12 protein-coding genes are annotated in these 12,445 nt (G+C 61.0%); 5 read left to right on the plus strand and 7 right to left on the minus strand.

What is annotated here, in order from left to right; translation table 11 throughout:
* The first annotated feature begins 6 nt into the window (after positions 1-6).
* Complete coding sequence (locus FQ192_RS08975) at positions 7-957, plus strand: DUF1853 family protein (protein WP_149658285.1); 951 nt, start codon at positions 7-9, stop codon at positions 955-957.
* A 106-nt stretch (positions 958-1,063) separates the two neighbouring features.
* On the opposite strand, the gene FQ192_RS08980 is transcribed toward FQ192_RS08975, so the two are convergent.
* Together FQ192_RS08980 and FQ192_RS08985 are read right to left on the minus strand one after the other, a co-directional pair.
* Positions 1,064-2,347 carry an arsenic transporter gene (locus FQ192_RS08980; RefSeq protein WP_149658286.1) on the minus strand — a complete coding sequence of 428 codons (1,284 nt, stop codon included), beginning with the start codon at positions 2,345-2,347 and terminating at the stop codon, positions 1,064-1,066.
* Between the two features lie 212 nt (positions 2,348-2,559).
* Positions 2,560-3,120: an NADPH-dependent FMN reductase gene (locus tag FQ192_RS08985; RefSeq protein ID WP_149658287.1), complete on the minus strand. Its 561-nt coding sequence runs from the start codon at positions 3,118-3,120 to the stop codon at positions 2,560-2,562.
* A 176-nt stretch (positions 3,121-3,296) separates the two neighbouring features.
* Between FQ192_RS08985 and FQ192_RS08990 the strand changes: the two genes are divergently transcribed.
* Entirely contained in the window at positions 3,297-3,557 is a 261-nt protein-coding gene (locus FQ192_RS08990; protein ID WP_149658288.1) for a hypothetical protein, read from the plus strand.
* A gap of 88 nt (positions 3,558-3,645) precedes the next feature.
* Positions 3,646-4,539 carry a LysR substrate-binding domain-containing protein gene (locus FQ192_RS08995; protein WP_149658289.1) on the plus strand — a complete coding sequence of 298 codons (894 nt, stop codon included), beginning with the start codon at positions 3,646-3,648 and terminating at the stop codon, positions 4,537-4,539.
* On the opposite strand, the gene FQ192_RS09000 is transcribed toward FQ192_RS08995, so the two are convergent.
* From FQ192_RS09000 to FQ192_RS09025, 5 genes are all read right to left on the minus strand, one after another.
* On the minus strand, positions 4,505-5,119 hold the full coding sequence (locus FQ192_RS09000) for a GNAT family N-acetyltransferase (protein ID WP_149658290.1): 615 nt from the start codon (positions 5,117-5,119) through the stop codon (positions 4,505-4,507). The genes FQ192_RS08995 and FQ192_RS09000 overlap by 35 nt on opposite strands.
* Positions 5,120-5,133: 14 nt before the next feature.
* Positions 5,134-7,389 carry an Orn/Lys/Arg decarboxylase N-terminal domain-containing protein gene (locus FQ192_RS09005; protein ID WP_149658291.1) on the minus strand — a complete coding sequence of 752 codons (2,256 nt, stop codon included), beginning with the start codon at positions 7,387-7,389 and terminating at the stop codon, positions 5,134-5,136.
* A 304-nt stretch (positions 7,390-7,693) separates the two neighbouring features.
* Positions 7,694-8,452: a DNA polymerase III subunit epsilon gene (gene dnaQ / locus FQ192_RS09015; RefSeq protein ID WP_149658293.1), complete on the minus strand. Its 759-nt coding sequence runs from the start codon at positions 8,450-8,452 to the stop codon at positions 7,694-7,696.
* Between the two features lie 203 nt (positions 8,453-8,655).
* Complete coding sequence (gene rnhA, locus FQ192_RS09020; RefSeq protein ID WP_054047533.1) at positions 8,656-9,108, minus strand: ribonuclease HI; 453 nt, start codon at positions 9,106-9,108, stop codon at positions 8,656-8,658.
* A 91-nt stretch (positions 9,109-9,199) separates the two neighbouring features.
* On the minus strand, positions 9,200-9,958 hold the full coding sequence (locus FQ192_RS09025) for a methyltransferase domain-containing protein (RefSeq protein ID WP_149658294.1): 759 nt from the start codon (positions 9,956-9,958) through the stop codon (positions 9,200-9,202).
* Positions 9,959-10,023: 65 nt separating this feature from the next.
* Here FQ192_RS09025 and gloB point away from each other — a divergent pair, with 65 nt between their 5' ends.
* On the plus strand, positions 10,024-10,791 hold the full coding sequence (gloB, locus tag FQ192_RS09030; protein ID WP_149658598.1) for a hydroxyacylglutathione hydrolase: 768 nt from the start codon (positions 10,024-10,026) through the stop codon (positions 10,789-10,791).
* 99 nt (positions 10,792-10,890) lie between these two features.
* Positions 10,891-12,345 (plus strand): transglycosylase SLT domain-containing protein, encoded by a 1,455-nt coding sequence (locus FQ192_RS09035; protein ID WP_149658295.1) that lies wholly within the window; start codon positions 10,891-10,893, stop codon positions 12,343-12,345.
* The last annotated feature ends 100 nt before the right edge of the window (positions 12,346-12,445 follow it).

The following is a 12,445-nucleotide window of genomic DNA, read 5'->3' on the forward strand; positions in this document are numbered from 1 at the left end:
CGCAGAATGATCTTATTCCCGGATTTGCTCCAGCTACCCCACCAGTTGCGCCACCCGGAAGTGCGCGACCTGGCGTGGGTCATCCTTGCGCCGCCGATGCTCGGCGAGCCGCCGTGGCCGCAGCGTCATCCCCTGGCAGGGAGCGACTGGGTACAGGCGCCGGAAGGCCTGGAACGCTGGTTGCGGCAACTGGATCACGACAGTTATGACTTGCTGCACTGGCTCGCGCAGTCGCGGACCCGGCGCCTGGGCCTGTATTACGAACGCTTGTGGCAATACGCCGTGCGGCATGCACCGGGTATCGAGCTGATTGCCGCCAACCTGCCGATCCGCCGCGAAGGTCACACCCTCGGAGAGCTGGACATGCTGCTGCGCGATCGCGACGGCGTGCATCACCTGGAACTGGCAATCAAGCTCTACCTCGGCCCGCAAAATGGCGATGGCCACGACACGGCGACCTGGCTCGGGCCCGGTTGCCATGATCGGCTGGACCGCAAACTGGCGCATTTGAGCCAGCATCAATTGCCGATTTCCGCCCGACCGGAAAGTCGCGAAGTGCTGGCAGCCCTGGATATCCAGCAGTTCAGTGCGCATTTGTGGCTGGGCGGCTATCTGCTGTACCCGTGGCCGGGGCAGTCGGCGTCGCCGAGCGGCGCGCATCCGCAGCATTTGCGCGGCAGCTGGCTGCATCAGAAGGACTGGGCGGATTTTGTCGTGCAGCGGCCGTTCGGGCGCTGGCAACCCCTGCCCCGCCATGCCTGGCTGGCGCCGGCGCATTATCCGGCGGAGCAGACCTGGACCACCGGACAACTGGATGCGTGGATCAGTGAGCTGGAGCCGTTGGCACCGGCGCAGTTGATGGTGCGGTTGACCGAGAATGCCAACGGGGATTGGGAAGAAGCCGAGCGGTTGTTTCTGGTAGCGGATCTTTGGCCGAATGTGCCGGGCAGTGGTTGAGATTTGTGGTGCCTGGGCGGGCCTCTTCGCGGGCAAGCCTCGCTCCTACAAGGACGCGCGGACAATCTGTAGGAGCAAGGCTTGCCCGCGATGAGGCCACCTCGGTTTAAAGGGACAACCGCAAAGCCAACGCCGCCAACGTCACCAACAACACCGGCACCGTCAGCACAATCCCGACCTTGAAGTAATAGCCCCAGCCAATCTTGATGCTCTTGCGCTCCAGCACATGCAGCCACAACAACGTCGCCAGGCTGCCGATCGGGGTGATTTTCGGCCCCAGATCGCTGCCGATGACGTTGGCGTAGATCATCGCTTCCTTGACCACGCCCGTGGCCTGGCTCGCGTCAATCGAGAGCAGGCCGATCAGCACCGTCGGCAAATTGTTCATGATCGATGACAACAGCGCCGTCAGCACCCCGGTGCCCATCGCCGCGCCCCAGACGCCGTAACCGGCAAAGCCGTTCAGCCAACCGGCCAGGTAATCGGTAAGCCCGGCGTTGCGCAGGCCGTAGACCACCAGGTACATGCCGAGGGAGAAAATCACGATCTGCCATGGCGCTTCTTTCATCACCTTGCGCGTGGAAATCTTGTGACCGCGGGCGGCGATGGCCAACAGCAAGGCCGCGCACACCGCTGAAATCGCGCTGATTGGAATGCCCAGCGGTTCCAGGGCGAAGCAGCCCACCAACAGAATCACCAACACCGCCCAACCGGCGTAGAACGTGGCTTTGTCGTGAATCGCCGTGGTCGGGTCTTCCAGCTGTTCGGGGTCGTAGGCCTTGGGAATGTCCTTGCGAAAGAACCACATCAACATGCCCAACGTCGCCGCGACGCTGACGAAGTTGACCGGAATCATCACCGCCGCATAGCGGTTGAAGCCGATGTGGAAGAAGTCGGCGGAGACGATGTTCACCAGGTTCGACACCACCAGCGGCAGGCTCGCGGTGTCGGCGATAAACCCGGCGCCCATCACGAACGCCAGGGTCGCGGCAGGTGAAAAGCGCAGGGCCAGCAACATCGAAATGACAATCGGCGTAAGAATCAGCGCCGCGCCGTCATTGGCAAACAACGCCGACACCAGCGCGCCGAGCAGCACCATAAAGGCAAACAACTTGCGCCCGCTGCCCTTGCCCCAACGCGCCACGTGCAACGCCGCCCAGGCAAAAAAACCGGCTTCGTCCAGCAGCAGGCTGATGATAATCAGTGCGACAAAGGTGCCAGTGGCGTTCCAGATGATCTGCCACACCAGCGGGATGTCACTGAGGTGCACCACCCCGAAAAGCAGCGCCAACACCGCGCCGAACACCGCACTCCAGCCGACGCCGAGGCCTTTGGGTTGCCAGATCACCAGGGTAATGGTCAGCAGGAATATCAATGAAGCGATGAGCATGCGAAAGCAGCCTTGAACAGACAATCGGGATGGGGGGACGTGCAACAGAGTAAATGACCGGAGTGATAATTCCGTGAAGGAGCACAAAAATCCCCGACACATCAATACCCCTGTAGGAGCAAAGCTTGCTCGCGAAGGCGTCGTCACGTTCAACATCAATGTTGACTGACACACCGCTTTCGCGAGCAAGCTTCGCTCCTACAGGTCATTGGTCAGACTTTTTTGTGTTGTTCCACCCATTGCCCGTAGGCATTGATGAAGCTTTGTAAAAATGGCTTCACTGATTCGGACAACTTGCCCGCCTCATCAAACGCCGTCCCGGCCCCGCCAAGATAGGCTTCCGGCTGCTGCATGCAGGGCACATTGAGAAACACCATGGACTGGCGCAGGTGATGGTTGGCACCAAAACCGCCAATCGCACCCGGTGAAACGCTGATCACACCCCCCGGCTTGCCGCTCCAGGCACTCTTGCCATAAGGACGCGAACCGACGTCAATTGCGTTCTTCAACGGTGCCGGCACCGAGCGGTTGTATTCCGGGGTCACGAACAGCACTGCGTCGGATGAACTCACTTGTTGTCGGAAAGTGCTGTAGGCTGCCGGCGGTGAAGCGCCATCGATGTCTTCGTTGTAGAGTGGCAAGTCGCCAATTTCGACGATGTTCAATTTCAGATTGGCAGGCGCCAGATCAGCCAGGGCCAATGCGACCTTGCGGTTGATCGACTCTTTTCTCAAGCTGCCGACCACAACGGCGATCGTATAGACGTTGCTCATGGAAGATTCTCGACTGTCCGATGGAAAGAGCCTGTAGTTATAGATGACGATTCAATCAGCGGGCGAGCGAAAATCGCTGCCCCTGACTATTTTTTTCTTGTAGGAAAACTTACTTCGCCCAACCACGGTCTATTGAGCCGCAAATTGAGTGATTTATCTCCAGAGGTTCTAAGCAGATGGCAGCAGTACTCGTCGGTCAGTTCCATGCAAGAGACGCGGAAGGCCGTGTTTATTCCGTACATGAGTTTCAGGAATCCACCCCGTCGGCAGACGGCGTCGAAGGCTCGGAGCCTGTCACCAGCTACAAACTGGCCATCGGCGATCGCATGAAAAAGCTCAATGACAACCAGTTCCAGTTGATCCAGTCGGATATCACCCTGACGCGCGAACCGGACACTTACATCGGTAGCCTGCCGGAAACCACCGTCGCTTCATAACCCTGTGTTATGAGCAGAAGTCATATGCACGCACTTGAGTTAGGATTCAGCCACTGACTCCCTCACCTGCTGAACATGGACTTCACGCATGCGTTTACGTCATATCGAAGTGATCCAGGCGCTCTTGCAGACCGGTCACCTGGGCACCGCCGCCGAATGGCTGCAGTTGCCGGTGGCCGAGGTCGAAGGGATTTTGCGTGACGCCGAGGGTCAGTTGGGCTTCATGCTGTTTTCCAGCGTGCGCGGCCGCTTGCAGGCCACGCGCGAGGCGCGGGAGTTGCAGGTCGAGATCGCTCACGTCTATGAAGCCCTCGAACCGGTGCAGCGCCTGGCGAACAGTCTCAAGCAATACCTCGCGCCACCGTTGCGCGTCATCGGCACCCCGCCGCTCGCCCAACTATTATTGCCCCACAGCATCGCGGCCCTGCGCCGACGGTTCCCCGATGCGCCGTGCACCCTCCTCAGCCAACCCACCCGCGAGATCGTCCGCAGCCTGTTGCTGCGCGAAAGCGACCTGGGCCTGAGCCTGCATGATCCCGACCATACCGACATCGATTGCCAGGTGATCGCCCAGGGCAAGCTCCAGCTACTCGCGCCCCACGGCTGGCTGCAACCCAAGCAGAAATATGTGTCGGTGCAGGATCTGGCGGGCCAGTCGATGGTCGGCCTCGAGGGTCACGACCCGCTGAGCCCGGCGCTGGAAACCAAATTGCAGGCGCTGCGCCCTGCGCTGGTGATCCAGACCCGCGTCCAGACTCATCAAATGATGCGCAGCATGGTCGAGGCCGGTGAAGGCCTGGCCATCGTCGACCCCTTCACCGCCCTCGGCGCCAAGTCGTCCGGCCTCGACGCCTGCCCACTGGCACCGGCCGTGCCGATCAGCCTCTACGCCCTGACCTTGAAGAACGCCGAGCCCTCGCCCGCCGTCGACGCGTTGCTGGCGATCATTACGGAACAAGCCGTGGCGATGCTGGCGAGCTGACCGGGTTTTCCAGCGGATTATCGAACAAGCGATACCAGAACAATGCGACTTCGGCGGTGTTCGGGTCGATGCCGCGATAGCGCAGATGATCGATCCCGCCAATCACATAACCACAGCGCTCATAGAGCCGGCAGGCGCCGAGGTTGTTGTTCTGGGTTTCGAGCATGATGCCCGGCAGTTTCTTCTTGCGACTCCAGAACTGTGCGACGTCCAGCAACGACTTGGCCACACCATGGCGTCGCGCCGGGGCATGCACCGCCAGTTCGTCGATATGCGCGAAGCCGTTCCAGTTGGTGCTGATCACCAGATGGCCCACCGGTTCGTCATCCAGGTACGCCATGAAAATCGCACTGTCGGCGGCATCGCGGAAACTGCTGAACTCTTCCGGATCGATGCCATAGCACTTTCGATACGGCGTGATCGGCGTCACCGGCCACTGCGCCACCGGCTTGCCAATGTGTGCGGCACCGTAGGCGACGACTTCAAAACTGAAATCGCTGCCCCAGATGTAGGCCGCAAAACCATCGTCGGCAACGCGCACCGACAGCCCTGGGTATTTCGGATTCATGACCGGTTGCATACTGGGGAAGGTCCTCATTCCTTGATGCAATCGACGGTGTAATGCCGCCCATTGCCCTCGTCTTCGTGTTGCAATCCGTGCACATCGGCGACAAATCCCGGGAAGCTGCTGTCGAAGGTACGGGCGAATGCCAGGTAGTCGATGATCGATCGGGTCGACTCGGTGAAGCGCTCACCGGGCATGATCAAGGGAATCCCCGGCGGGTACGGCACCAGCATCACGGCGGCGATGCGCCCCTCCAGGGCATCGATCGATACCGCCTCCACCTCACCGCGCACCAGATGATCATAGGCGTCGGCAGGCTTCATGGCGATTTCCGGCAGTACGGTGTACATGCGTTTGAGGTGCTTGGCCGTGGCATTGCTGCGGTAGCAGGCGTGCAGCTGATCACACAAATCGCGCAGGCCCATACCTTGATAACGCGCCGGATTTTCCTGGGCGACACACGGCAGGCAGGTGTTCAGGCTGACATTGGCGTCGTAACTGCGCTTGAACTCCAGCAACTCGGTGAGCAACGTGCTCCATTTACCCTTGGTGATGCCCATGGAGAACAGCACCAGGAACGAATACAGCCCGGTCTTCTCGACCACCAGCCCGCGCTCCCAGAGGAACTTGCTGACGACCGCGGCCGGAATCCCGCGCTCGCTCAAGGCGCCGCCAGCGGTCAGGCCCGGCATCACCAGGGTGACCTTGATCGGATCGAGCAGCACGTAGTCATCGGTCACGCCACCAAAGCCGTGCCAGTCGGCGTCAGGCTGCAGCAGCCAGTCTTCAGTGATGACTTGCGTAATGCCTTCCACCGACGGCGGTTGCCAGATGGAAAACCACCAGTCATCCGCCGCGATGTGCTGCCGCAGATTGGCCAGGGCCCGGCGGAAGCTCAGGGCTTCGTCGAACATTTCCTGCAACAGCGAACGCCCGGCCGGGCCTTCCATCATCGCCGAGGCCACGTCCAGCGAGGCGATGATGCTGTACTGCGGCGAGGTGGAGATGTGCATCATGAACGCTTCGTTGAAACGGTCGCGGTCCAGTTGCCGCGCCCCGCCGTCCTGTACGTGGATCATCGACGCCTGGCTGAACGCCGCGAGCAATTTGTGCGTGGAGTGGGTGGTGAACACCAGCGGGCTGTCTTCGCTGCGCGAGGTGCCCATGCCGTAACGCCCGGCAAAGAACTCGTGAAACGCCGCGTAGGCGTACCAGGCCTCATCAAAGTGCAAGACCTCGACGCTGTTGCCCAGTTGCTGCTTGATCAGTTCGGCGTTGTAGCAGAGGCCGTCGTAGGTCGAATTGGTCACCACCGCCAGCTTGACCTTCGGCGCGCGGCCCTTGGTCAACGGGCTCGCATCGATCTTGGCCTGGATCGACTCGCGGCTGAATTCGCTGAGCGGGATGGGGCCGATGATTCCCAATTCATTGCGCTCCGGGCACAGGTACAGCGGGATAGCGCCGGTCATGATGATCGAGTGCAATACCGACTTGTGGCAGTTGCGATCCACCAGCACCAAATCATCCCGGGCGACCATGGAATGCCAGACAATCTTGTTCGCCGTGGAGGTGCCATTGATCACGAAAAAGGTGTGATCCGCGCCAAAATTGCGCGCAGCCCTGGCTTCGGCTGCGGCCAGAGGGCCGGTGTGATCAAGCAGCGAACCGAGTTCCGGCACTGACACCGACAAATCCGAGCGCAGGGTGTTTTCCCCGAAAAACTGGTGGAACGCCTGCCCCACCGGGCTCTTGTGATAGGCCACGCCACCGCCATGACCGGGGGTGTGCCAGGAATAGTTGGAATCGGCGGTGTGCTGCACCAGGGCCTTGAAGAATGGCGGCAACAGACCGTCCAGGTACTTGCGCGCCGCCCGGGCCACCTGACGGGCGAGGAATGGCACGGTGTCTTCGAACAGGTACAGAATGCCGCGCAGTTGATTGAGCTCGGCCATAGCGTCAGCCGGGGCGTTCTCCAGGGTAACCTGCTCGCCCAGGGCGAAAATCGGCAAGTCCGGCGCGCGCACTCGGGCCAGGCCGATCAGTTCGGCCATATTGTGTAACAAATGAGCGTTCGTGTTGGCGTCTTCGGCGGCGATCAACATGCACGACAGGCCGTGATGAGTCGAGGCCACCAAGCGCCCTTCGGAGTAATCCACCGCACTGAGAATGCTGAAGCCTTCCTGCTCCAGCTCCCGGGCGATGCCACGCACGCGATCACCGGCAACCGTGTCGGCCTTGATGTCGCGATGGACGATCAGGACCGGGAATTTCAAATCTTTATACATGGGGCTCAGTGTCCTGAGGCGGCAGACCGTGGCCTGCCAATTCCCTCAGGGTAGAGGGTTGAGGCGGATGTGGCGAGTGCCGATGCCCTGAAGCGGGTCAGTGGGCGCACCATCATGTGGCCAGCAATCTCAGTCTGAAATGATGAGTTGTGGCTTGATGATGACCTGTGGCGAGGGAGCTTGCTCCCGCTGGGGCGCGAAGCGGCCCCCTGTATCTCTTCCAGATACACCGCGTTCGCTGGTCTGACGACTGCTGCGCAGCCGAGCGGGAACAAGCTCCCTCGCCACAAAAGCCCCGCAAGCCTCAGGCTTGGGCTTTTGCTTCCATCAACTGCTGCCACAACGACGGCGCCCCGGCGGATTTGGCCACCGCTTCCAGGCGCGCGATGTGCTGCGCCAGGTCATCTTCACTGGCGCGGATGATCCGGGTCGGCTGGCGATCGGCCGGCAGGCGGCGAATCTCGGTGGCCGAGTTGTCCGCACCCTCGCCCGAACCGTTGCCGTCAGACGCGTTACCCGCCAGGGACAGGCTGGTCTGCCCGCCAGTCATGGTCAGGTAAACGTCGGCGAGAATCTCGGAGTCGAGCAAGGCGCCGTGCAGTTCACGGCCGGAGTTGTCGACGCCATAGCGTTTGCACAAGGCATCGAGGCTGTTGCGCTGCCCCGGGTGACGTTCCCGGGCCATCATCAGGGTGTCGAGGATCGAGCAATGCTGCGTGATGTCAGCCCGATCGTGCTGGCCCATCAGCGCGAATTCGTTGTTGATGAAGCCAACGTCGAACGCCGCGTTATGGATGATCAGCTGCGCGCCCTTGATGAACTCGAAAAACTCATCGGCCACTTCGGTGAAGCGCGGTTTGCCCACCAGGAATTCGTTGGTGATCCCGTGGACGCCGATGGCGCCTTCATCACTCTCGCGGTCCGGTTGCAGGTAGACGTGGAAATGCCGGCCGGTGAGGCGCCGACCAATCAACTCGACACAACCGATTTCGATAATCCGGTGGCCGTCGGTCACCGGCATGCCGGTGGTTTCGGTATCGAGTACAACGGATCTGGTGGCCATCAGTGCTCAGCTCTCAACGGGTCAATCGTGCAAAAGCGGCGATCTTAACATGCTCGCACGTCGACTCGCCCACCCCGAAATTGATCGTTCCCACGCTCTGCGTGGGAATGCCGCCACGGACGCTCCGCGTCCGGCTCCTGATGTGACGCGGAGCGTCACGGGATGCATTCCCACGCGGGTGCGTGGGAACGATCAGTGTGAGATCAATCCTGTTTGTAGCCGCGCACTTCATCGACGCCACGATTGGCCAACTGGTCAGCCCGTTCGTTGCCATGATGGCCAATGTGCCCACGTACCCATTTCCAGGTCACGGTGTGGCGGTTGACCTGTTCGTCCAGCAACTTCCACAGGTCGGCATTTTTAACCGGTTCTTTCGCCGCGGTTTTCCAGCCGCGCTTCTTCCAGTTGGCCATCCACTCATTGATGCCTTTCATCACGTACTGGGAGTCAGTCACCAGCAGCACGTCGCAGGAACGCTTGAGTTCTTCCAGGCCCTTGATCGCGCCCATCAGCTCCATGCGGTTGTTGGTGGTGTTGGCTTCGCCGCCCCACAGTTCCTTCTCGACGCCCTTGCACACCAGCAGTGCGCCCCAGCCGCCGGGGCCGGGGTTGCCTTTGCAGGCGCCATCAGTGAACAGTTCTACGCTATCGCTCATGCCAATCTATCCAGAAAAATGCGGTGGCTCGCCGATCCGGGATCGACGATGCCCGAGGCCGGGATGACCCGGCCGGGAAAATAAAGAGTGTTTACGGCTCGATATGGCGACGATTGACCTTGGCCATCGGCAGCGGAATCAGCTTGCCCATCGGCTCGCGTCGCTCCTGACGCACGGGACGCAGGCCCACCACGATCTTGCGCGCGACCAATAAATAGAAGCCACCGCCCGACAGTTGCCAGTCACCGGCCTTGCGCTCCCAACCGGCCAGACGGGCCTGCCATTTGGGCGACGCAAGCGGCGGACGATAGCACCCGAAGCGGCGTTTCTCCAGCGCGAAACCCAGCAAATTCAGCCAGTCACCGACCCGTGACGGCGAAATGCAGCGGGCCTTGCGCAAGGCGTCGTGGGCGAACACATGGCGCAGGCCCCACGTGCTCCAGGGGTTGATGCCGATGATCAGCAGATGCCCGCCGGGCCGCACGCTGCTCGCCGCTTCGCGCAGCAAACCGTGGGGCGACAGGCAGAAATCCAGCCCATGCTGCAACACCACCACGTCGGCAGCGTGCTCGCTCAGGGGCCAGGCCTGCTCTTCGCAGACGATCTCGACGCCGGGCAAGGGCGCGCCGAGCCGCACGTTGCGCTGCACTTGCGGCGCCGACGGCGGAGTTTCGGCCGATGGACCGTAGTGCACCAGGTAGCCGCCGAAGAACCGGCCCAACTCGTCTTCGAGCATGCGCCGTTCTTCGTCCAGCAGGAATTGCCCGATCGGGCCGGACAACCATTCTCGGGCGGCGCTGATCAATGTCAGCCACTCAGGATCGGCCTGAGCGAACGCTTTATCGGTCATTGCATTCTCCAAAGCGCCAGGAAGTTCTAAGATGCGCCATTGTTTTCCGCTTGGCGAATTCGACGATGATACAGATCAGTGCCCTGCCCGCCTTCACCGACAACTACATCTGGTTGTTACAGGATCACCGAACCCAGCGCTGCGCCGTGGTCGACCCGGGGGACGCCGCGCCCGTCCAGGCCTGGCTGGCGGCGCATCCGGGCTGGGTGCTCAGCGATATTCTGATCACTCACCATCATCATGACCACGTCGGCGGCGTCGAGCAGCTGAAAAATGCGACAGACGCGAAAGTCTATGGCCCGGCCAGTGAAACCATCCCCGCACGGGACGTCGCGCTCAAGGACAACGACCGCATCAGCGTGCTCGGCTGGGACTTCGAGGTGTACGCCGTGCCCGGTCACACCCTGGGCCATATCGCCTTTTATCACCACGGCCTGCTGTTTTGCGGCGACACCCTGTTCGCCGCCGGTTGCGGCCGCTTGTTCGAAGGCACCCCGGAGCAGATGCACACCTCGCTGTCGCGCCTGGCTTCGTTGCCTGAGGACACGCTGGTGTACTGCACCCACGAGTACACCTTGAGCAATCTGAAGTTCGCCATTGCGGTGGAACCGGGCAATCCGGACACGGCCGCGCGTCTGGAAAAAGTCACCGCGCAGCGGGCAGCCGGAATCATGACGCTGCCCTCTACGCTGGCGCTTGAAAAGCTGACCAACCCGTTTTTGAGGGTTGACGAAACATCCGTTAAAGAAAAAGTGGACGAACGGAGCGGAACCCAAAACCGGGGTCCGAGTGCGGTCTTTGCTGCCTTGCGGGCTTGGAAAGATAAGTTCTAAGCTGGCTACCTGTTGGTACAAAAATTCTGAATGGTTGACCGCAAGGGGTACGCTTTCTAGAATCGCCCGACATTTTTGCCCGGAACTCACTTCCAGCCAATGTCGTCATCTATTCGTAAAGCCATCAATTCAGACGCATTGACCCGCCTGGCTCAAGCCATCGCGGTGGCTGTGTCCGCCACATTGGCGGGCTGTTCAAGCCATGTCCCGCAAACCGAAGCCACACATACTCCGAATATTGCCGCGCGAGCCAAGCAGAAACCGATCTGGCTCAGCGAGAAACCAACACCGCAAGTCCCACAGGATGTCTGGGAGCGCATGCGCCAGGGCTTCCAGTTGCAGGACGGCCTGGGCGTCAACCCGCGTATCGAGCAACAACGACTGTGGTTCGCCAGCAACCCGTCCTTCCTCGAAAACGCCGGCGAACGCGGCAGCCTGTACATCCACTACATCATCGAACGCCTCGAAGAACGCAACATGCCGCTGGAACTGGCGCTGCTGCCAGTGATTGAAAGCGCCTACAACCCGATGGCCTATTCCCGGGCCGACGCGGTGGGTCTCTGGCAATTCATCCCTTCCACCGGGCGTTACTACAACCTGCGCCAGACCCGTTTCTACGATGGCCGTCGCGACATCACCGCCTCGACCACCGCTGCCATGGACTACCTGACACGTCTACACGACATGTTCAACGGTGACTGGTTGCTGGCACTGGCGGCGTATAACGCCGGTGAAGGCACGGTCAGCCGGGCCATCGAGCGTAACGAGAAGCTCGGTCTGCCGACCGACTACTGGAACCTGCCGCTGCCGGCCGAAACCCAGGCGTACGTGCCGAAGTTGCTGGCCCTGTCGCAAGTGGTGCTGGCGCCGGAAGCCTACGGCGTGAACCTCAACCCGATCGCCAACGAACCGTATTTCCAGGTCGTCGAAATCAACCAGCGCATGGACCTGTCCAAGGTTGCCGCGGTGGCCAACATCGACGAAGACGAACTGTTCCAGCTCAATCCGGCCTTCAAGCAGCGCACCACCATCGACGGTCCCCAGCATTTGCTGGTGCCGACGTCCAAGGCGCAGTTGCTGACCGCCAGCCTGTCGACCATGCGCCCCGAGGAGTTGATCAGCACACGCCAGCTCAAGCCTGTGTTCGAAGGCGCCGACGACAACGAAATTGCCCGACTCAAGCGTGCCTATCGCGTCAAACGTGGCGATAACCTGGGCACCATCGCCAAGGCGAACAAGGTTGACGTGAAAGACCTGCAACGCTGGAACAAACTGACCGGCAAGGACCTCAAGGTCGGCCAGACCCTGGTCATGCAGGACAACACCAAGCGCAGCGGTGGCCGGATCAACACGGTCGTGGCCGCCAGCGGCAAGTCGAAGGGCAAGGACACCGGCAAGACGCAACAGACCCAGTACAAGGTCAAGCAAGGCGACTCGCTGTATATGGTTGCCAAACGTTTCAACGTTGAAATGCAACACCTCAAGCGCTGGAACCCGCGGGTTGGCCAGGCGCTGAAGCCGGGTCAGATGCTGACGGTGTCTTCGCCACGCTAAGCAAAGAGCCCCTGAAATCCAGGGGCTTTTTTTTGCCTGCGGTTTGAGGGCTGTTGTGGTTGCTACAGCAATGCTGCTCTTGTGGCGAGGGGGCTTGCCC

It is taken from the genome of Pseudomonas sp. ANT_J12, assembly GCF_008370045.1.
Lineage (GTDB): Bacteria > Pseudomonadota > Gammaproteobacteria > Pseudomonadales > Pseudomonadaceae > Aquipseudomonas.